The 21,034-nt window shown below is 63.9% G+C and carries 21 protein-coding genes; 12 read left to right on the plus strand and 9 right to left on the minus strand.

Annotation, left to right across the window (positions count from 1 at the left end):
* Nucleotides 1–45 precede the first annotated feature (45 nt).
* Entirely contained in the window at nt 46–1,782 is a 1,737-nt protein-coding gene (gene ilvD, locus NATGR_RS01990) for a dihydroxy-acid dehydratase (protein ID WP_005576518.1), read from the plus strand.
* A gap of 180 nt (nt 1,783–1,962) precedes the next feature.
* Entirely contained in the window at nt 1,963–2,127 is a 165-nt protein-coding gene (locus NATGR_RS19810; protein WP_169330815.1) for a hypothetical protein, read from the plus strand.
* Between the two features lie 164 nt (nt 2,128–2,291).
* Here NATGR_RS19810 and NATGR_RS01995 read toward each other — a convergent pair whose 3' ends face one another.
* From NATGR_RS01995 to NATGR_RS02005, 3 genes are all read right to left on the minus strand, one after another.
* Entirely contained in the window at nt 2,292–3,641 is a 1,350-nt protein-coding gene (locus NATGR_RS01995) for a YncE family protein (RefSeq protein WP_005576514.1), read from the minus strand.
* A gap of 252 nt (nt 3,642–3,893) precedes the next feature.
* Entirely contained in the window at nt 3,894–4,325 is a 432-nt protein-coding gene (locus NATGR_RS02000; protein WP_005576511.1) for an adenylyltransferase/cytidyltransferase family protein, read from the minus strand.
* 34 nt (nt 4,326–4,359) lie between these two features.
* Complete coding sequence (locus NATGR_RS02005) at nt 4,360–4,857, minus strand: Mov34/MPN/PAD-1 family protein (protein WP_005576509.1); 498 nt, start codon at nt 4,855–4,857, stop codon at nt 4,360–4,362.
* 164 nt (nt 4,858–5,021) lie between these two features.
* Between NATGR_RS02005 and NATGR_RS02010 the strand changes: the two genes are divergently transcribed.
* A complete protein-coding gene (locus NATGR_RS02010) occupies nt 5,022–6,926 on the plus strand; it encodes a DHH family phosphoesterase (RefSeq protein WP_005576507.1) in 1,905 nt (634 codons plus the stop codon).
* Between the two features lie 325 nt (nt 6,927–7,251).
* Here the strand turns inward: NATGR_RS02010 and NATGR_RS02015 are convergent, their stop codons facing one another.
* Nucleotides 7,252–7,491: a hypothetical protein gene (locus tag NATGR_RS02015; protein WP_005576505.1), complete on the minus strand. Its 240-nt coding sequence runs from the start codon at nt 7,489–7,491 to the stop codon at nt 7,252–7,254.
* 86 nt (nt 7,492–7,577) lie between these two features.
* Between NATGR_RS02015 and fer the strand changes: the two genes are divergently transcribed.
* Nucleotides 7,578–8,807: a ferredoxin Fer gene (gene fer, locus NATGR_RS20380; protein ID WP_005576503.1), complete on the plus strand. Its 1,230-nt coding sequence runs from the start codon at nt 7,578–7,580 to the stop codon at nt 8,805–8,807.
* A gap of 75 nt (nt 8,808–8,882) precedes the next feature.
* Nucleotides 8,883–9,533, plus strand: coding sequence for a hypothetical protein (locus NATGR_RS02025; RefSeq protein WP_005576502.1), 651 nt, complete (start codon nt 8,883–8,885; stop codon nt 9,531–9,533).
* 39 nt (nt 9,534–9,572) lie between these two features.
* Here NATGR_RS02025 and NATGR_RS02030 read toward each other — a convergent pair whose 3' ends face one another.
* Genes NATGR_RS02030 through NATGR_RS02040 form a run of 3 tightly spaced genes read right to left on the minus strand, consistent with a single transcriptional unit; the run spans nt 9,573 to nt 13,908 of the window.
* The gene (locus tag NATGR_RS02030; protein ID WP_005576500.1) at nt 9,573–12,317 is read right to left on the minus strand and encodes a cation-translocating P-type ATPase; all 2,745 of its coding nucleotides are present in this window, start codon (nt 12,315–12,317) and stop codon (nt 9,573–9,575) included.
* A gap of 53 nt (nt 12,318–12,370) precedes the next feature.
* Entirely contained in the window at nt 12,371–12,745 is a 375-nt protein-coding gene (locus NATGR_RS02035; RefSeq protein ID WP_015233237.1) for a Zn-ribbon domain-containing OB-fold protein, read from the minus strand.
* A 2-nt stretch (nt 12,746–12,747) separates the two neighbouring features.
* Nucleotides 12,748–13,908, minus strand: a complete 1,161-nt coding sequence (locus NATGR_RS02040; RefSeq protein ID WP_005576497.1) for a thiolase domain-containing protein — start codon at nt 13,906–13,908, stop codon at nt 12,748–12,750.
* A 269-nt stretch (nt 13,909–14,177) separates the two neighbouring features.
* Here NATGR_RS02040 and NATGR_RS02045 point away from each other — a divergent pair, with 269 nt between their 5' ends.
* The 4 genes from NATGR_RS02045 to NATGR_RS02060 all read left to right on the plus strand — a co-directional run bounded on the left by NATGR_RS02045 (nt 14,178) and on the right by NATGR_RS02060 (nt 16,558).
* Complete coding sequence (locus tag NATGR_RS02045; protein WP_005576495.1) at nt 14,178–14,960, plus strand: 3-oxoacyl-ACP reductase family protein; 783 nt, start codon at nt 14,178–14,180, stop codon at nt 14,958–14,960.
* Between the two features lie 230 nt (nt 14,961–15,190).
* A complete protein-coding gene (locus NATGR_RS02050) occupies nt 15,191–15,616 on the plus strand; it encodes a universal stress protein (protein WP_005576494.1) in 426 nt (141 codons plus the stop codon).
* A gap of 5 nt (nt 15,617–15,621) precedes the next feature.
* Nucleotides 15,622–16,092, plus strand: a complete 471-nt coding sequence (locus tag NATGR_RS02055) for a universal stress protein (protein WP_005576492.1) — start codon at nt 15,622–15,624, stop codon at nt 16,090–16,092.
* A gap of 34 nt (nt 16,093–16,126) precedes the next feature.
* Nucleotides 16,127–16,558 carry a universal stress protein gene (locus tag NATGR_RS02060; RefSeq protein ID WP_005576489.1) on the plus strand — a complete coding sequence of 144 codons (432 nt, stop codon included), beginning with the start codon at nt 16,127–16,129 and terminating at the stop codon, nt 16,556–16,558.
* 21 nt (nt 16,559–16,579) lie between these two features.
* On the opposite strand, the gene NATGR_RS02065 is transcribed toward NATGR_RS02060, so the two are convergent.
* Both NATGR_RS02065 and NATGR_RS02070 read right to left on the minus strand, forming a co-directional pair.
* On the minus strand, nt 16,580–17,044 hold the full coding sequence (locus tag NATGR_RS02065; RefSeq protein WP_005576487.1) for a universal stress protein: 465 nt from the start codon (nt 17,042–17,044) through the stop codon (nt 16,580–16,582).
* 51 nt (nt 17,045–17,095) lie between these two features.
* Complete coding sequence (locus tag NATGR_RS02070) at nt 17,096–17,515, minus strand: universal stress protein (protein ID WP_005576486.1); 420 nt, start codon at nt 17,513–17,515, stop codon at nt 17,096–17,098.
* Between the two features lie 87 nt (nt 17,516–17,602).
* Between NATGR_RS02070 and NATGR_RS02075 the strand changes: the two genes are divergently transcribed.
* From NATGR_RS02075 to NATGR_RS02085, 3 genes are all read left to right on the plus strand, one after another.
* On the plus strand, nt 17,603–18,403 hold the full coding sequence (locus tag NATGR_RS02075; protein WP_005576484.1) for a ZIP family metal transporter: 801 nt from the start codon (nt 17,603–17,605) through the stop codon (nt 18,401–18,403).
* Between the two features lie 52 nt (nt 18,404–18,455).
* A complete protein-coding gene (locus tag NATGR_RS02080; protein ID WP_005576481.1) occupies nt 18,456–19,832 on the plus strand; it encodes a sulfatase family protein in 1,377 nt (458 codons plus the stop codon).
* A gap of 214 nt (nt 19,833–20,046) precedes the next feature.
* On the plus strand, nt 20,047–21,012 hold the full coding sequence (locus NATGR_RS02085; RefSeq protein ID WP_005576479.1) for a transcription initiation factor IIB: 966 nt from the start codon (nt 20,047–20,049) through the stop codon (nt 21,010–21,012).
* Nucleotides 21,013–21,034 lie beyond the last annotated feature (22 nt).

Below are 21,034 nucleotides of genomic sequence, written 5' to 3' on the forward strand. Positions count from 1 at the left end.
CGCCGAGAAGGAGTGACTTATGATGGCTCGTCCCAAGGTCGGAGCATGAGCAGCGACGAGTTCGACTTCGGGAAAGCGAAGCGTCTACAGAGTCGTGAGGTGACCGAGGGAGCCCAGAAAGCACCCCACCGGGCGATGTTTCGCGCGATGGGCTTCGACGACGAGGACCTCGCTTCGCCGATGATCGGTGTGCCGAACCCTGCAGCCGATATCACGCCCTGTAACGTGCACCTGGACGACGTCGCCGAGTCGGCGATCGAAGGAGCCGACGAAGCCGGCGGGATGCCCATCGAGTTCGGGACGATCACTATCTCGGACGCCATCTCGATGGGGACCGAGGGAATGAAGGCGTCGCTGATCTCTCGAGAGATAATCGCCGACAGCGTCGAACTCGTCAGTTTCGGCGAACGAATGGACGGCCTCGTCACCGTCGCCGGCTGTGACAAGAACCTCCCCGGCATGATGATGGGCGCGATCCGGACCGACCTCCCCTCCGTCTTCCTCTATGGCGGCTCGATCATGCCCGGCGAGCACGAGGGCCGAGACGTCACCATCGTCCAGGTCTTCGAGGGCGTCGGTGCCTACGGCACCGGCAAGATGGACGCCGAGGAACTGGACGACCTCGAGCGCAGCGCCTGCCCCGGTGCGGGCTCCTGTGGTGGTATGTTCACCGCGAACACGATGGCCGCAATCTCGGAGGCGCTGGGGATGGCCCCCCTGGGCAGTGCGTCCCCGCCGGCCGAACACCACGAGCGATATGCCGTCGCTCGTCGCGCCGGCGAACTCGCCGTCGAGGTCGTCGACGCGGACCGTCGGCCGTCCGACATTCTCTCGAGAAGGTCCTTCGAGAACGCCATCGCGCTCCAGACCGCGATCGGTGGCTCGACAAACGGTGTCCTCCACTTGCTCGCGCTCGCTCGCGAGGCCGACGTCGACCTCGAGATCGGGGACTTCGACGAGATTTCGAAACGGACACCGAAGATCGTCGACATGGCACCCGGCGGCGACAGCGTGATGAACGATCTCCACGAACTCGGCGGCGTCCCGGTCGTCGTCCGTCGGCTGCTCGAGGCCGACCGCTTCCACGGGTCGGCGATGACGGTGACCGGTCGGACGATCGCGGAAGAACTCGAGTTCCTCGAGGAGGAACACGGCCTGCCAGCGGACGACGAACTCGAGGCGGATTTCCTCTATCCAGTCGAGGACCCCAAGGAAGAGGAGGGTGCGATCAAGATCCTCTCGGGCAACCTCGCGCCCGACGGTGCAGTGCTCAAGGTCACCGGCGACGACGAGTTCTACCACGAGGGGCCGGCCCGGATCTTCGACCACGAGGAACAGGCCATGGCGTACGTCCAGGACGGCCACATCGAGAGTGGCGACGTGATCGTCATCCGCAACGAGGGGCCAAAGGGCGGCCCCGGTATGCGCGAGATGCTCGGCGTCACCTCTGCCGTCGTCGGTGCCGGCCACGAAGACGACGTCGCGCTCATCACCGACGGCCGCTTCTCGGGCGGTACCCGCGGCCCGATGATCGGCCACGTCGCGCCCGAGGCGTTCGTCGGCGGTCCGATCGGCCTGCTCGAGGACGGCGACGAGATCACGGTCGACATCCCCGAACGACGACTCGAGGTCGATCTGAGCGAGAACGAACTCGAGACGCGACGCGAAGAGTGGGATCGACCCGAACCGGCCTACGAGGGTGGCGTCCTGGCGAAGTTCGGCCGTGATTTCAGTTCGGCTGCAGACGGTGCCGTGACGAACCCTGGCGTCCAGCGCAACTGACAGCGGCCCTGCGCAACCGCAGGACAGGACGCGATTGCGCCTCGACGTACAGTGGTCCGTCCGAGCCCGTCGGTGACGACTGGCGACTCGTGGTGAGTCGCTGCACTCGGTCTCGAAATCGGCGTTACCTTCCATTTCTTGCACGAGTCTTTCCCCCGCCTGTCACAGATGTTCGGACGAATGTACAAGTACTGCCTCCAGTGTGGCTGGCACGCAACCACTGCCGAGGGCTACACGGAACGTGAAGTCTCGCAGGAAGCGATCGAACACTTCGTCGAGACCGGCCACCCCGTCGATTCGTTGCGGCTCCCGCCACCAGTCGTCGTCGAGAACAGCGAGAGCTGATACTATCGGGCAGAAGTCAATACGAAGTCGGTCGCGGATTCGCGTCCGTCTCCACCGGTGACGGCCACAGCCGAGCGACCGATCGTCACGTCGTTCTGTCCGGCAGTATGAAGCCGCTCGATTCGCCCCCGCCCAGCCGACAGTGGTCACTGGTATCGCCGTTCTCAAAACGGCGGCGAGGTGTCGATCCCCGTCTCGAACTCTTCGAGCGGCCGGACGCCGATCCCGTGGAAGTCGGGCACCCGCGGCCCGTCTTCTTCGGGGTCCTGAGCGAGTTCGACGTGGTCGTCGTCGAACTCGTCGATCGGGTATGGCTCGATCACGTCGACGATCTCGCGGCTGTCGACATCGAGCACCGAAATCCCGGGGGTTACGCCGGTCGAAGCGTGGGGGTCGCCCGACAGCGGTGCCGGCCCGCGCAGCGTGACGAACATGTACTCGCCGTCGGGCGAGGCCCACATGATGTCCGGTGCGTCTCGTTCGCTTGGATCGGCTGACGTGGCAGGCCCGAACTCGTCGATCGTCTCCACGACATCGTGGGTCTCGGGGTCGACGACGACGCCGTCGTTCGTCTCGCGGTTGAGCACCCACAGCTCCTCGCCGTCGGGTGTGAACCAGAACCCGTGAGCGTCGACCCCCGCTGTGCTCTCGCCGTCGACGACGACCTCGTCCGCGTCCGTGTCGTAGACGTAGTACTCACCGACGCCGTCCTCGTCGCTCGAGGGCAGTCCCGCAGTGAGATAGAAGTCGTCGCCGTTGGGCTGGGGCATCGTCCCGCAGTTGGTCGGCAGCGTCTCGTGGGGAATCGCCCTGTCGACCGAAAAGTCGTCGTGGTCGACGATCACCAGCGCGCCGTCGTGGTAGCTGGGGCCGAGCGTGTGCAGCGACCGACCGTCGGGTGCATACTGGTGACAGATCGGATCACCAGACTCGATTCCCGCCTCGAGAACTGTCTCGTTCTCCCGGAGGTCGATCTCGTCGACGACCTCGAACGTCTCGTTCTCGAGATCCGTGTCGACCCGGACGATCGCCGATTCGTTGATCGCGTCGACGTGAATGTAGTCGTCCTCGGGCGAGAACGCGGCCATGTGCGAACCGTCGCCGGTGTCGATGTCGGCGACCAGTTCGTGGTCCTCGGTCCGGAAAACGAGCGTGCGCCCGCCGGCTGTACAGGCGACGGCGGCGTACTCGTAGTCCGAACTGTAATCGAGCATGTGCGGGACGACGTTCTCCTCGGGAATCCCCTCGAGGTCGTTGAGGTCGAGATAGTTCGTGAGAGCGAACCCGTCGCCGTCGACGCCGGGTTCGTAGACGAAGATGTCGTCACGACCCTGGTCGAGCGCCCAGAGTTCGTAGGAGCCGTCTCCCTCCTCGAGGCCGGGATCGATGTCGTAGTCGAACTCGACGCCGTCTTCATCTTCGTCTTCCCCGTCGCCGGTACAGCCGGCGACCGCGACGACGCCTGCAGTTACACTGCCGGCCAGGAACCGCCTCCGGGTCTGGTCCAGTTGCACATCTTTCACTGGGGACCCAGGAGATAAAAGTATGCGGGTACAGGCCCTGTCACTCGTGTATTCAGCCGTTCCGGCAGAGATAGTGGCAACAATTGACTCGGGTTTGTGGACGGTCGCCGTGGTTCGTTGCACCCCGGGGCTCTCCCGCTGTATGCTGGCTCTTTACGCCCACAGGTGTGGCGAATACTGCCTCGGTCTGTGTCTCGAAAACGGAGGGACAGTCACTCCCGACGACCGTTCGTGAGAGACGGCTCAACCCCGCCGCTCGAGAATACGCTCGACGATCAGTCGCGTCGACAGAATCTCCTCGTCTGCGGACCGTTCGCGGGCACTCGCACGCCTGACTTCACAGTCGATGCCGCGTCGCTCGAGTTCGTCCTCGATCGCCGCGTCGTCGTGGTGCTGGTCGTGACCCAGCGCGATCACGTCTGGATCGATCTCCTCGATCGGGACGAAGATATCCTCTTCGTGACCGAGAATGGCCTCGTCGACGGCCTCGAGCGCCGCGACCACGTCCCGACGCTGGGTTGCTGGACAGATCGGCTCCGGTTTGTGGTCGACGTTCGCCCGACGGGCGACGATCACGTACAGTTCGTCACCCATCGCCACCGCTTCCTCGAGGTAGTGGACGTGACCGGGGTGAAGCAGGTCGAACGTTCCCTGGGCGATAACCGTCTTCGTCATAGCTGACTCGTCGTCTCGAAAGTGTCGCGTCGTGTCATCCTCGCAGTTCCTCGTCGATGTCAGACTGGGTAAAATCGAAGAAGTCCTCGGACTCGGGGAGGTCGACGTCGACCACGTGCAGATTCGTCGGCCGTCCCTCGGAGTCGAAGGCCTTCCAGTCGTGTCGGCCGTACGGCGCGCCGATGATGATGTGGACGCTGCCGCGGCCGAACGTCTCCAAGTCCGCGCTGCTGGGCTCGATGACGCCGTTAGGATGGGAGTGGACGCTACCGAGTGCCTTCACGTCGTTTGGAATCTGACTCGTCTTGACGGTGGCGCTGACGCTGTTTGATTCGGTCCCCGGCACCACCAGTACGTCGGTGATGACGAGTCCGTCCTGGTCAAGTCCCAGCCGATGTGCCTCGGTCCCGCGAAGAAAGCCCATATACTCGTGAGGGTGGGCCGCCTCCGAGGACTCGATCGCGAACTCGAGGGTCTCCTCGGCGATGCCGAGGATCTCGTTCGAGCGAAACAAGGCGTCGAGCAGCCCCATGTCCCTACCTGTGGGCTTGCGGTTGCTAAACGTTCCGAAAGGGGACTCGATCGGTGACGCGACGGCTCGTCCGTCGACCGCTCTACCGTGTGATCGATTTCATCCCTCGTCTCGTCCCTTCTTGATAAGGGTTATACGCGGGGACCTCCAAACGATGACTCAAGATGAAACGAGCCTCTGCCGGTGATGCCGGCACGGACGACGGGGATTCCGTCGTCTACGATCTCGACGCCGACTGTACCGCTGCCGACATCGAATCGGACACCCCTTATCTCGCCGAAATCAACGGTATCGTCGACTACGGCGTCTTCGTCGATCTCTCCGAATCCGTCTCCGGTCTCGTCCACGAATCCGTCCTCGAGGGAACCTTCGCCGTCGGCGACGAACTCGTCGTCGAACTCGAGAGCGTCCGTGACAACGGTGACATAGCCTTCGAGCCCGTCGACGTCGACGACTACACCCTCCAGTCAGTCTCCCACGACTACGCGCTGACTGGCACCGACCGCCTCGAAGCAAACGTCGGCGACCAGATCCACCTCGAAGGCGAGGTCGTCCAGGTCAAACAGACCGGCGGCCCAACGATCTTCCACGTCGCCGACGAGTCCGGCGTCGTCCCCTGTGCCGCGTTCGAGGAAGCAGGCGTCCGCGCCTACCCGAACGTCGAGGTCGGCGACGTCGTCCGCGTCACCGGCTCCCCCGAACACCGCGAGGGATCGGTCCAGATCGAGGTCGACGGTCTCTCGAAACTCGAGGCCGAGGACGCCGAAAAAGCCCGTGAGCGAATCCAGACAGCCCTCGAATCCCGCTCCGAGCCCCACGATGTCGATCCGCTGATCGACTGGCCCGCCTTCGAGAAACTCCGCCCAAACCTACAGGAAGTCGCCACGCGACTCCGTCGTGCCGTCCTCGAGGGTCGCCCCATCCGCGTCCGTCACCACGCCGACGGCGACGGGATGTGCGCTGCCGTGCCGGTCCAGATCGCCCTCGAGAAGTTCATCGCCGAGGTCCACGAAAACGACGACGCGCCACGCCACCTCATCAAGCGCCTGCCCGCGAAAGCGCCGTTCTACGAGATGGAAGACGCCACACGAGACCTCAACTTCGCGCTCGAGGACCGAGAGAAACACGGCCAGCAACTACCGCTCCTGCTCATGCTCGACAATGGTTCGACGGCCGAAGACGTCCCGGCCTACGAGACGCTGGCCCACTACGACATCCCGATCATCGCCATCGACCACCACCATCCCGACCCCGACGCGGTCGAGGACTTGCTCGACGCCCACGTCAACCCCTACCTCCACGACGAGGACTACCGGATCACCACGGGGATGCTCTGTGTCGAACTCGCGCGGATGATCTACCCCGATCTGACCGACCAGCTCCGTCACGTCCCCGCCGTCGCCGGCCTCTCGGACCGCTCGAAGGCCGACGCGATGGACCAGTACCTCGAGCTCGCGGCCGAGGAAGGCTACGACGAGCAGCGCCTCCAAGACGTCAGCGAAGCCTTAGACTACGCGGCCTTCTGGCTGCGCTATGACTCGGGCGACCAACTCATTCAGGACCTGCTTCAGATCGACAACGGCGACGAGCAGCGCCACCGCGATCTCGTGGACTTCTTCGCCGACCGCGCCCGCGAGGAGGTCGACGAGCAACTCGACGCCGCCATTCCCCACCTAGAGCACGAGGACCTGGACAACGGCGCACACCTCTACCGGATCGACGTCGAGAATCACGCCCACCGCTTTACCTATCCCGCGCCGGGCAAGACGACGGGCGAGATCCACGACCGGAAAATCGAAGAAACCGGCGACCCCGTCATCACGGTCGGCTACGGCCCTGACTTCGCCGTGCTCCGCTCCGACGGCGTCCGCCTCGACATCCCACAGATGGTCTCGGAACTCGAGGACGAGGTCCCCGGCGGCGGCGTCTCCGGCGGCGGCCACCTCGTCGTCGGCTCTATCAAGTTCGTCAAAGGAAAGCGCGAGGAAGTGATCGACGCCTTGGTCGAGAAGATGGAAGACGCCGAGATCGACGAGGCGCTCTCGAGTGCAGCACCGATCGACGACTAGTGGCGGGCCAAGCCTGAACTGATGGGTCGAATCTGGCGGTGTCGCTCGATTCGACCCGTCAGTCGACGGTTGGGACGGTACTAGTGCTGTTTACCTGTCGATGGATTGAATCCGCTCACACGCCCTGGTTCGGACACGTTCGCGCTCTATCGACCGTGACAACGTCCTCGAGACGCCCTCGAGTGCGCGGAAAGAGAACGACGGCGACCGGCTCGTGATGGGGAGTCACTGTCGCCCGGGAGCGGAACGCTGATTCCTCGAGGGAGTCGCCGAGACAGTCCTCGGGCGGGTGACGGGCCAGTGGTGGCTACCCGGCGACCAGCCGCTACCGACGTGACGACTCGTCTTCGTGGCGAACTCGATAGCTTGCACGTGGATCGACGGGCCGTTCTCGGCGTCGGACTGTCAGCTGTCCCCTCACGATCGAGGAGTCGTCGTCGGCACAGCAACACACCAGAGCGTAGATCGGCTCGATGTCTTCGGTGACGACGATGTCGTGGTTCCAGAGGTGGTGCCAGTCGTGACCGTACAACTGGCACTGGCAGGTGACGTTCGGGTCCGCCATACGATGACATCGGCTCACACGAGCCTCACTCGTTCGACGGAGACGTGGAATGGCTACTTGTTCGCAACCGTGGTAGGGGGCCTGCGATGTACGACACGATTCTCGTGCCGGCCGACGGGAGTCCGGTGGCGGAAAACGCTGGAACGTACGCGATCCAACTCGCGGAACGGTTCGATGCGACACTACACGTCGTTTCGATCCTCGAGCAGGGCGTCGTTGGCGGTGACGAGGAAGGCGACGGGAAACGGGCTGTCGACGAACTGATCAAGCGAGCGAACGATCGCGGCCTCGAGACGACGACCGAACTCCGCGAGGCGGACGGCGACGTCCACGAAGCGGTCCTTACGTCGGCCGACGAGCGCGACGCAGACCTGATCGCGATGGGGACGACCGGCCGAAGCGGGCTTGGCCGATTCCTGCTGGGCAGCGTCGCAGAGCAAACGCTTCGGGAGTCGTCCGTCCCGGTCGCGACCGTCCACGAAGAGACGAGCGCCGAGGCCAAGTTCGAGCGCGTCCTGGCCCCCATCGATGGAAGCCACAGTGCGGAGACGGCACTCGAGCACGCCATCGATCTCGCGACCGAAACGGGTGCGCGGCTCCACGTCGTCCACGTGAGCGACGAGGGGACGGTCGACGGTCTAGAGACGGTCGACATCGACGACACCGACGGTGTCGGCCTCGAGCCCGTCGACGACGCCTTCGAGCGTGCCCGCGAGTCAAATCTGGACGCCGTCGACGTCTCGGCCCCGAGCGGTCGGGTCGACCAGCGCATTCTCGCGACGGCCGCGATGCACGACACCGACTGCATCGTGATGGGGACACACGGCGAGACGGGGCTACGACGGTATCTCCTCGGGAGTACGACAGATCGCGTCGTCCGCTTCGCTGGCGTCCCAGTGATCGCTATCAGCGCACCACGGGCCGAGACCGCGACCGTCGAGTACCTCGACTACCAGGTCGTCGACGACCGGGACTGGTCGCTCGAGGACGACGACCTCCTCGAGCAGGCCGCGAACGCGGATCTCGACGCCGGCGCTTACGGCACGTTCGAGGTGGGGCGTGACGAGTACGTCCTCGACGCGGCCGAAGCTGCAGGGCACGACTGGCCGTTTCACTGTCGAGCAGGCGGCTGCGTGAACTGTGCCGCGGTGCTTCTCGCGGGAGAACTCGAGATGGACGTCCAGCGGAGCCTCTCGGAAGAAGAGATAACGGAGAAGGGGTTCCGGCTGACCTGTGTGGCCACGCCAGCGAGCGACTCGATCGAGTTGGTCTACGGCGCGAAACACCGCGACGAACTGCGAGACCGCGTCGTCTAGAGTCTCCGTCCTGGGAACAGCTTTATCCGAGCGATCGATGTCCGTATAGTCACAGTCGCGTGACACGTCGATACCATGACGGCAGACACCAACAACGAACTCACCCATCATCTGGTCGTAGCGATCGGGAGTATCGCCGTGGCGGTCCTGCTGTGGGTCGTCGGATACGGCGGGCAGCGAGTCGTCGGTGCCGTTCCCTTCTTCGTCCTGTTTGTCGTGATGGTCATCGGCCCGCTGGTACGCATCCGGCCGTCGATCAGACGACGGTTTTCCGGGAACGTCCCCGTGAACTGGCGGTCGGAACTGGGTATCTGGTTCGCTATCTGGTCCGTTATCCACGTCCTGTTCGTCTTTGCGGCACGCGACTGGGATGTCGTCGGCTATCTCGTCGACATGAGTCCGTGGGCGTTCGGTGCCATGATCGCCGTCCTCATCGCAGTCGTGCTGGCGTTTACCTCCAACGACAGGGCCTACGACTATCTCGGCCCGAAAGCCTGGAAGTGGCACCAGAGCCACGGCACGTACGTCATCTTCTGGCTCGTGGCTGTCCACGGCTACGACCGGGCGTACCTCCGCCCGTACGAGGAGATGGGCTTTCCATCGGACGATCCGCTCCACCTGCTCTATCTCGCGATGATCGTCGTGGTGGTCGTTCTCCACGTGGTGGCGTTTGCGGCGGTCGTCTCCGAGTATCGCGAGAGCGGCGACTATCCGCCCGATCTGTGACCGCGCCGACCCTCGAGTTCGCACTCATCTCGTGTCTCGTCAGTATCGGTCGAAGTAGCGGTTCTGTACTGCAACGAAGACGGCCATCAGGATCGAGAACGCTGCGACGACGACGGCGATCTGGAGCCAGTGACCGAACTCGAGTGCGGTGACGCCAAAGAGGATGCTCAGTGGCGTGTACAACACCAGCAACTGGAGGGTGAGGGTGATCGCGATCGCGACCACCAGCCACCGGTTGTTCGAGAACAGTCCGAGGCCGTAGCGCGATCGGATCGCGCCGATACGGGCGATCGCCATGAACACGAACGCGGTGAACACCATCGTCTGGGCGAGCACCAGATCGCCAACGACCTGGTTGTAGTAGTAAAACAGCGGCAACAGCGTAGCCGTGATCAACACGGCGATGCCGCCGATCGACGAGACGATCCGTTCGGTTATCACGCCTTCGTCCGGCGGCCGCGGTGGCCGTTCCATGACATCGTCGGCTTCGGGATCGACGCCCAGCGTCAACGCTGGAATGCCGTCGGTAACGACGTTGATCCACAGGAACATGATCGGCGTCATCACCAGCCCTGCACCGGACATGATCCCGGTAAACAGCAGAAGGACGTGTGCGCCGTTGGCCGAGAGAAAGTAGTTGACGAACTTCCTCACGTTGTCGAAGATCCGCCGCCCCTGACGGACGGCGTCGCGGATCGTCGCGAAGTTGTCGTCGAGCAAGACGATGTCAGAGGCCTGTTCGGTGACGTCGGTCCCGCGAACCCCCATCGCGACGCCGACGTCGGCGTTCTTGACCGCCGGTGCGTCGTTGACGCCGTCGCCCGTCATCGCAACCGTGTGTCCTTTCCTCTGTAGCGTCTTGAGAATCCGCGTCTTGTGGTCGGGTGACGTCCGAGCGAAGACGTCGACGTCTTCGACCACCGCAGCCAGTTCCTCGTCGCTCATCTCCTCGAGTTCCGGCCCCTTGACTACCCGTGCCGACTCGAGACCGATCTCTGTGCCGACCGCTCGCGCGGTGGTCGCGTTGTCGCCGGTGATCATGACGACGTCGATGCCGGCGTCGAGACAGCCCTCGAGCGCACCGGTTACCTCGGATCGGGGTGGATCGAGCATTCCCTGGAGCCCGAGATAGACGAGGTCCTGCTCGTCGTCTTCGGAGACTTCGGCGGGAGCGTCGGGACGGACGGCAAAGGCCATCACCCGCAGGGCGTCCTCGGCGAAGGCCTCGTTGCGCGCTTCGATCTCGGCACGTCGTTCGTCGGTCAACTCGACGATTTCGCCGTCGACGTACTCGCGGGTACACCGCTCGAGGACGACCTCCGGTGCCCCCTTCGTGTACGCGACGCGGTCGCCACCGGGCGTCTCGTGGAGCGTCGTCATCCGCTTGCGATCGGAGGTGAACTCGACCTCGTCGATCCGCGGGTACCGTTCCCTGAGGTCCTCGTGGTCGAAGCCGGCTTTTCGGGCGGCAACGAAGAGGGAAATCTCGGTCGGGTCGCCGAGGTACACCCGTTCGTCGTCTTCGAAGCCGTCCCCCTCGTCGCCCTCGACCGCCTCCCCGCGATCCTCACGTCTACCCAGTTCGACGTCGTTACAGAGCATGCCACACCGGAGCAGTTCGTCGATCCGGCCGGGGTCGACCGTCTCGTCGCCCCGGCGGAACTCGCCGTCGGTGTCGTAGCCGGTGCCGGCCACGTCGTACGTTTCCCGGTTGGCCGCGATTCGGGTGACCGTCATCTCCTCCTCGGTCAGCGTTCCCGTCTTGTCGGTACAGATCACGTCGACGGAACCGAGCGCCTCGACGATCGGCAACCGGCGCACGAGCGCGTTCTGTTCGACCATCCGCCGGGCACCGAGCGCGAGCGAGAGCGTGACGACGGCCGGGAGTCCCTCGGGAACCGCAGAGACCGCGACGGCGACGGCCGTCATGAACACCTGCACCGGCTCCGTATCGCCGATCACCAGTTCCGTGATTCCGATCACCGTCACGACGCCGATGACGGCCGCGGCGATGATCTTGCCGAGTCGATCGAGTTCCGCCTGGAACGGCGTGTCGCGCTCTTCGGCTTCCTCGAGTGCCGTCGCGATCCGGCCGATTTCCGTCTCCGATCCCGTCTCGACGACGACCGCCGTCCCCGAGCCTCGCTCGACGACAGTGTCCTTGTGGAGGACGTTCGTCCGCTCGGCGATCGAGGCGTCGTCTTCGATCGTTTCAGGAGCTTTGGAGACGCTAACGCTCTCGCCGGTGAGTGCCGCCTCGTCGACCCGGAGGTTCGCCGACTCAATTACTCGCGCGTCGGCGGGGACGGCGTCGCCGGACTCGACGAAGACGACATCGCCGGGGACCACCCGCGTGGCGTCGACCTCGGTCTTCTCGCCGTCCCGGCTGACCATCGCGTACGTCGTCGAGAGCTCCTTCAGCGCTTGAATGCTCTGTTCTGCACGGTAGTCCTGGGCGAAGCCAAACAGCGTGATGAAGACCACGATGCCGGCGATGACGGCGGCATCGAGCGTCTCGCCGATCGCAGCCATGACGCCCGCCGCGACGATCAGTACCCAGATCAGCACCGACGTGTACTGCTCGAGGAAGATCCGAAGCGGCGAGGCACCTTCCTCGGTCTCGACTTCGTTTGGTCCGTGACGCTCGAGTCGTTCGCGCGCTTCTTCCGAGTCGAGTCCCTGCTCGGAGGTGTCGAGTTCTTCGTAGACGTCCTCGGGTAGCTGTGCGTGCCAGTTGCTGTCGCGCTCGGGCTCGGTTCGCTCGTCGTATTTTTGCTGTGACACGTGTATCGATCGCTAGCGGTGGTCGTTCGCCGATCGAATCGATACGGAATCCGTCAGTCGGTCGGTGAGAACGAGACGAGCCACCTGTCTTCGCGTTCTTCAGCGCCGACTTCGACAGTCTCGCCGCGGTCGATCTCGTCGCCGTTCGCTCCCCGAAGCTGTCCCGTGAGTCGAACGCCCTCGTCGAACGTCGCCACGACGACCGTGTACGGTGTCTCGTCGGCGTACTCGGGGATCGAACTGAAGATCGTCGTCGTCGCCGAGACCGTCGCCGTCTCCGAGAGCCGTCGCTCCTCGAACGTTTGCGTCCCACACTCGGGACAGACGATCCGTGGGGGGAGAGCAACCTCGCCACACTCCTCGCAGGCGAGGTAGATCGGCTCGCCGTCGTCGATCCCCTCCGCGAAGTCGACGAACCAGGGCTGCATCGTCACGCACCTCCCTCGAGGACGGTGACGACGCAACTCGCACCGCTGCCGCCGACGGTGTGGGTGAGACCGGTCCTCGGATCGGCAACCTGGTTCGGGTGGCGACCCTCGAGTTGTTTCGTGATTTCGACGATCTGAGCGACGCCAGTCGCTCCCACCGGATGGCCCTTCGCGAGCAGTCCGCCGGAGGTGTTGACGGGAATCCGGCCGCCGACGGCCGTCTCACCGTCGACGGCTCCGCGAGCCCCCTCGCCCCGCTCGAAGAAGCCCAGCGACTCGACTGCGAGTATCTCGGCGATCGTGAAACAGTCGTGGAGTTCGACGACGTCGACGTCCTCGGGCGAGACGCCGGCGCGGTCGTAGGCGTCCTCGGCGGCCCGTTCGGCAGCCCGCGTCCGCGCGAGGTCGGGTCGGTCCTGCAGAGCCAGCGAATCGCTGGCTTGCCCGGTGCCGGCGACCGACACCTCGGTCTCGAGGCCGCGGTCCTCGGCGTACGTCTCGCTGACCAGGACGGCCGCGCTCGCGCCGTCCGTGACCGGACAGCAGTCCTGGAGGTGCAACGGAGCCGCGACCGGCGGCGACTCGAGGACACTCTCGACGTCGGTCTCCTCCTGGCGCTGGGCGATCGGGTTCGTCGTGCCGTTCTCGTAGTTTTTGACCGCTACCGCGGCCAGTTCTTCGTTGCCGACGTCGAACTCGTTCATGTAGACCTGCGCCATCAGCGCGTAGATCCCGGGAAACGTGAGCCCGGCCGCGTTCTCGTACTCGTTGTCCGCAGCGTTTGCGAGCGCGTCGGTGACCTCCTGAATACCGCTGGCGTGCATCAGTTCGACCCCACCCACGAGCGCCACGTCCGCGTCGCCGGCCGCGATCGCCTGCACGCCGCATCGGGCGGCCGAACTCGCGGAGGCGCAGGCGCTTTCCGTTCGCATCGACGCGGCCCGCCGCGCGCCGACGTAGTCGGCGAGCATCGCACCGACGTGGGCCTGATCGTCGACGAGGTCGCCGATGAAGTTCCCTGCGTACAGTTCCTCGACGTCGCCGGGCGGCAGCGACGCGTCCTCGAGCGCCTCGAGTGCGGCGTCAGTAAACAGCTCGCGGGCCGACGAGTCGGGATGCTCGCCGAACTGGGTGCTGGCCACGCCAGCGATCTGAACGGTCATGCGCCGCTTCCTACCACGATGGTCCCCTTAACTTTGCATCCTCCAGCGACTGGTTTCGGCCCCGGCCTGTGCTCGGCCCTGGAATACTGCACGACCGAAAGAGAGAGTTCCCGTCGCCCCGTCCCTGGCGTTATTCGCGGACGAAACCGTCTGGACGACAGCGGTTGGAACGGCTTCTGGCGGTCCGACACGTAATCGGTCGGAATCGCGGACAGTTACGTCCAATCAGGGGGTATTGTTAACAATAGTGACGTTGGAGTGACGGACGTATGTCAGAAACAGTGCAACAGCTGGAACCCCTGGATCGGCGGCCACTCTCCGACCGAACGTGTCTCGTCACCGGGTCCTCGCGCGGAATCGGACGGGACATCGCACTCGAGTTCGCGCGTTGTGGCGCGGCCGTCGTGGTCAATTATCGGAGTTCCGACGGGCAGGCACGCGAGGTAACCGAACGGATCAGGCAACACGACGGGACGGCCATCGCCGTCGGTGCAGATGTCTCCGACCCCGAGGCAGTTCGGCGGATGGCCGCGGAGGTCCACGACGAACTCGGTCCGATCGACGTTCTCGTGAACAACGCCGGAATCACCATCGACCGGAAGTTCGAGAACATGACTGCCGAGGAGTGGTCGAACGTGATGGCCGTCAACCTCGATGGCACGTTCAACTGTACGAAGGCGTTCTACGACGACATCAAGGACGCCGACCAGGGACGACTCATCAACATCTCGAGTGTCGTCGGCCAGCAGGGAAACTACGGGCAGGCCAACTACGCCACCTCGAAAGGCGGGCTAATCGCGTTCACTCGGACGATCGCGCTGGAACTGGCCAGACACGACTCGACAGCAAACTGTGTTGCACCCGGCTTTACCCGGACGGACATGCTCGAGAAGGTCCCCGAACGAGTCCAAGAGCAGATCAGAGACGACATCCCGCTGAATCGGTTCGCCGAGACGAAAGACATCGTCGGCATGGTCCGGTTTCTTGCGGGCGAGTACGCCGACTACATGACCGGTCAAGTCATCGGGATCAACGGCGGCATGGAATGGTAAATCGCCTCGGCCTGTACCGTCTGTCGACCCCGACTGAGCGCACTGGACTCGAGTGGTTCGAGACGCCGAGGCGTCTCGCCGTTCCACGACACGGCATAGTACGAGGACTCGTCGAGGGAGGTTGCCATCCCGAGATCGTCCCGGAAAGCCACATCCCTGAACGTCCAGAGACATCGGCACGGTCCACCTGTAGAGGATCTATTATACGGCTGGCCGACGTACCGACTCGCATGACCGAGCGAATACTCGTTCCGTACGACGGTTCTGCCCCATCGAAGAAGGCACTCGAGTACACGGTCGAGAAGTTCGACGATCCGGCCGTCACGACTCTCTACGTCGTTCCGGCACCGGAAGGATACTGGACCGCCTTCGAGGACGACGAGATGGAAGCCGCGGAAGCCGGAAGAGCCCGAGAACAGGGACAGGAGACGCTCGACGAAGCGAGAGAAACCGGGACAGAACACGGCCACGACGTCGACACGGAGGTCGTAACCGGCAAGCCGGACCGAGCGATCCTCGACTACGCCGAAGACGAAGAGTACGACACGATCGTAATGGGAAGCCATGGTCGTGAGGGCGTCTCCCGGGTACTGCTTGGCAGCGTGGCCGAAAGCGTCGTTCGCCGGTCGCCGATTCCAGTCGTCGTCGTCCGGTAATCGTCGTGAACTCGATTCTCGTCCCGGTCGACGGCAGCGCCGCCGCAGGCCACGCCCTCGAGCAGGCACTGCAACTCGCCGACGAGAGCGACGAATCAGTCGAGGTCGACGTTCTCACGGTCGTCGACACGACGACGACTCCGATCCAGTTCGGCGTGACCGACGTCGTCGAGATCGACAGAGCCAGGATGCTCCTCGTCGACGAAATCGCCGCCGTCTCCGACGATCACGACGCCGAGATACACGGTGCCGTTCGTCGCGGACGGCCGGCCCGCATCGTCACCTCCTACGCCGACGAGCGAGACATCGACCTGATCGTCCTCGGCCGTACCGAGCACAGTAGCGTCGGCGAGACACTGTTCGGGAGCACTGCAGACCGAGTGGTCGAACGAGCACCAGTCCCCGTACTCGTCGTCCCGGAGACCGAAGCCGACGACGACCGTCCGCTGTCCCCACTCGACTGGTGTCCGGGGTGAGGGTTTAGTATCGTTCCAGTCCAACGTCAGGGACATGGCACGATCGATTCTCGTCGCCCACGACGACTCGTCACACGCACAGGCAGCACTCGAGTACGCCCTCGAGACGTTTCCCGACGCACGGATCGTCCTCTTTCACGCGATCGATCCGTTCGCGGTGACGGCCGACGAAAGTGAGTTGCCCCCACTGACGGAATCGTGGCTCGAGGAACAGCGGGCTGACGCGGCTGAACTCTTCGAGGAGGCCCGCGAGGCCGTCGTCGACGAGGACGTGACGATCGAGACTGACACCGCTGTCGGTTCCCCGCCGCAGACGATCCTCGGCTACGTCGAAGACTCGGAGATAGACCAGATCGTGCTCGGCGGACGTGGACGGAGTGCCGGACCGAGTTCGGAGTTTCGCCTCGGTAGCACTGCCGAACTCGTGGTTCGGCGTGCGAACGTTCCCGTCATCGTCGTGCGGTGAGCGAGTCGCTCCAGCAGACAGTCACGTCCGACTGCTTTCGTTCCGCACGACCGTGACGGTAACCGGTGCCCGGTAGACGACAGTCTCCGCGACACTACCCAGCAACAACCGTGTCGCTCCAGTGCGCCCGTGGCCGCCCAGGACGATTTGATCGATGTCGTGCTCCTCCGCGTAGTCGACGATTTCGCGTGCCGGGTCGCCGACGACGCTTTCGGTCTCGAGGGCGGCGTCGTACTCCGACGTCACCTCTCGAGCGTCCTCGAATATTTGTGCTTCCTCTTTGCCTGCGCGCTCGTACCACTCTTCGGAGCCGTGTGGCGGCTCCGTCCGAACGTCGATTTCCGTCATCGAGCTGTACCCTGGCTCGGACGGATCGATCACGTGGAGCGCGACGATCGAAACGTCGTCGTACTCCTCGAGTGCGAACTCGAGGGCTTGTCTGGAGAGTGGCGATCCGTCGACGGGGACGAGTAGCGTACGCGACATCGACCACTCGTACCTCATCGAGTCCCAAAAGAGTATCCTGGACCAACGCGACTATCTGACGACGGTGACGGGGACCGGGGCTTGTCGGACGACGGTTTCGGCGACGCTGCCGAGCAAGACGCGGGAAGCCCCGGATCGGCCGTGGCTGCCGATGACGACGAGGTCGACGTTTTCCTCCGTTGCGACCGAGACGATCTCGCGGGCCGGTCGGCCGACGATCGTTTCGGTCGCTACGTCGTCGTGGCCGTGTTCGGCTGCGACCTTTCGTGTCTCTTCGAACAGCCGGGCGGCGGCTTCGCGGCGGGCGTCGATCAGTGAGTCGTACGCGTAGACGGCACCGTCGCCGTACATCGACGTGCTGGGATTGATGATGTGCACCAGCCTGAGATCGGCGTCGGGGTAAGCAGTTGCCGCGTGGGCGACCGCTTTTCTCGCCGGCTCCGAGTCGTCGATCGGCACGAGTACCTGCATGCTCGTTCGTTCACGAAGCGTCTACAAAAAGGCACGCGCCGGCTCTCGGAGCAACAGGAGTAAGACGATCTGTTTCCGAAAGTCAGTATGGCCGTGGAGGGGCTCGGACTGGTCGTCGCCGCCGGCGTCTTTACTGCGATAGTCTGTGGTCTGGGCACCCTCCCGTTTTTCTTCGTCGACGACGTCAGTGATAGAGCAACCGTCGTTCTCTGGGGGCTGGCGGGCGGAATCATGCTGTTCGCGTCGGTGTTTGGATTCGTCGTAGAGGGACTCGGCGAGGGATCGATTACGCAGGTCGGGCTCGGGGTCGTCGTCGGCGTCGGGCTGGTAATTCTCGCCGACCGACTCATCGCGGGCCACGAGTTCCAGCCACGTCAGATTCCCGAAGCTGACGTTCGGAAACTGGTGTTGATCGTCGGCGTCCTCACTGTCCACAGCTTTCCCGAGGGCGTCGCGCTCGGCGTCGCGTTCGCCGACCTCGGCGTCGAGGGAGACCTGGTGATCGCGGGACTGGCAGTTCCAGCACTCGCAATCTTCATCACGATCGCAATCTCGATCCAGAACGTTCCCGAAGGCCTCGCAGTCGCGATCCCGCTTCACACGTACGGAGTCGCTAACTGGAAGATTTTCGGCTGGGCCGTCTTCTCGAGTATTCCCCAGCCGGTCGGTGCGGCCATCGCCTACGTCTTCGTCACTATCGCCCGGGAGTTCCTCCCGTTCGGGTTCGGCTTCGCCGCCGGCGCGATGATCTATCTCGTCTTCCACGACATCTTTCCGGAGGCGCTCGATCACGGATCGGAGCTCCCTGGCAGGGGGCGACGGGAGCTGATATTCGGAATCAGTCTGGGCGTCGCGATCATGGTTCCAGTGATGGTTCTCACCGAGTAGCGACTCGATACAGCCGCCACCATTATTCACGGGGTCGTAGTAGAGCGATGGCATGGCACCGTCGAACCCGAACGTCGTCCTGATAACGTGTCACGATCTGGGACGGTATCTGGGCTGTTACGGAGCCGCCATCGAGACGCCCCGACTCGACGAACTCGCAGAGTCGGGAGCCCTCCTCGAGAACCACTTCGTGACCGCCCCCCAGTGTTCTCCCAGCCGCGGCAGTTTCATGACCGGCCGGTTCCCTCACGTCAACGGCCTAATGGGGCTTGCCCACGGCGACTGGGAACTCCACGAGGGCGAACGCATCCTCCCCCACTACCTGGACGATGCGGGCTACGAGACGCACCTCTTCGGTCTTCAACACATCACACAGGACACCGACCGACTCGAGTACGACTACGTCCACTCCGAGGGCAACCTCTATCCCGGCGTCTCGCCGGCAGTCCACCAGGCGAACCGGGCGAGAAACGTCGCCGAGGTCGTCTCCGGCTTCCTCGAGCGCGAAGCGTTCGAATCGCCGTTTTTCGCGTCGATCGGCTTCTTCGAACTGCACCGCGTCGAGGAGGAGAACGGCCGCTTTGGCTTCGACAGCGACCACTACGAGACGGACGACCCGGACGCTGTCCGGCCGCTGACGTTTCTCCCGGATCGACGCGGGATTCGGCAGGACCTGGCGGAGATGCACGGCATGGTTCGTGCCGTCGACGACGCGGTCGGATCGATCCTCGATACGCTCGCGGAGACGGGCCTCGACGAAGAGACACTGGTCGTGTTCACGACCGAACACGGGATCGCGTTCCCGCGAGCGAAAGGAAGCTGCTACGATCCCGGCATCGAGGCGGCACTGCTCCTGCGATGTCCGGACGTCGCAGACGACGGCAGCCGGTACGACGAACTGCTCAGCAACGTCGACGTGTTACCGACGATCCTCGATCTAATCGGCGACGAAGACGACGACCTCGAGACGCCCGCTGGACTCGACGGCCGGAGTTTCCTCCCGCTGTTGACGGGTGACGACTACGAACCGCGAGAGCGCATCTTCGCGGAGATGACCTGGCACGACATGTACAACCCAGTCAGGACCATCCGAACGAAGCGCTACAAGTACGTACGTAACTTCTGGCACCTGCCGAAAGTGTATCTCACCACCGACGTCTTCGCGAGCGAGGCTGGACGGATGGTCAGAGAGACCGACGCGGTCCCCCCACGACCCTACGAGGAACTGTACGACCTCGAGGAGAGTCCACAGGAGGACGACAACGTCGTCTTCGAGCCGAAATACCAGGGTATCAGGGAAAGGCTCGCTCGAGAACTGCACGAGTGGATGGGGCGAACCGACGACCCACTACTGGACGGTCCCGTCGTCCCCGGCGACTACGAGACGATCACGTCGTGGCCCCACAAGTCGAACTCTGACACCGTCTGATACGGGAGGACACAGCGACACCGCGGTCCACACTGGATCGCACGAAAGCGGCGGGGTCGATGTGCAACCAGCTTCGGACGTAGCTATCTCTTTAAGTGTGAGTCGATTCCCAGCAGTCGAGAAACCGCCCTCTATACATAGGGCTTCTAACTTAACCTTGAGGTGAGAGCGACACACGATGTGGGGGGCTGGGTCCCCCAGTGATCGATTACGTATGTCCCAAACGACCGTCGACGCGATCGAAAGCAGGTCACGAGAGAGAGAACGCGAGGTCACGCGGTCGGAACGAGGGACCTGTCCGGAGTGTAACGGCCGGATTCGCCCGGACGACGACCGGGGTGAACGCGTGTGTTCGGACTGCGGATTAGTGTCCGGCGGCGACGAAATCGATTACGGCCCGGAGTGGCGCTCCTTCGACGAAGACGGGAACAGTCGAGGACGAGTCGGCGCTCCAATCACACAGCGTCGACACGACAAAGGGCTCAGCACGACGATCGGCTGGGAAGACCGAGACGCGTACGGAAACGAACTTTCGGCACGCAAACGCTCCAAACTCAACCGGCTTCGAACCTGGAACGAACGGTTCACTTCGACGAACTCCCAGGAGCGAAACCTCAAACAGGCCCTGGGCGAACTCGAGCGCATGGCGTCGGCGCTTGGCCTCCCGGAACCGTGTCGCGAGACCGCTGCGATCATCTACCGGCAGGCGGTCGACGCGGACCTGCTGCTCGGGCGGTCGATCGAAGCGGTGGCGACCGCCAGCCTGTATGCCGCTGCACGCCAACACGGAACACCACGAACGTTCAGCACGTTCGAATCGGTAAGTCGCGTCGACGAACCCCCCATCAAGCGGGCGTACCGACAGCTTTCGAGTGACCTCGGCCTCGAGATGGCACCACCCGACCCCGATCACTACCTCCGGCAGTTTACCTCGAGTCTCGGGGTGAGCGAAGAGACCGAACGCGTCGCTCGAGACGTCCTTGCCGCAGCGAAAGAGGAACAACTTCACGTCGGGAAGAACCCGGCCGGAGTTGCGGCGGCGGCGATCTACGCGGCCGGCCGGCTGACGAACGAGCACGTCACTCAGGAAACGATCGACGACGCGACCGGCGTGAGCAAGTTCACGATCAGGAATCGGTACCAGGAGTTACTTGATGCGTACGGAATCTACGAAAACTAGGAGTTGTCGAAACCACTAGTAG

The sequence above is a fragment of the Natronobacterium gregoryi SP2 genome (genome assembly GCF_000230715.2).
In the GTDB taxonomy this organism is placed as follows: domain Archaea; phylum Halobacteriota; class Halobacteria; order Halobacteriales; family Natrialbaceae; genus Natronobacterium; species Natronobacterium gregoryi.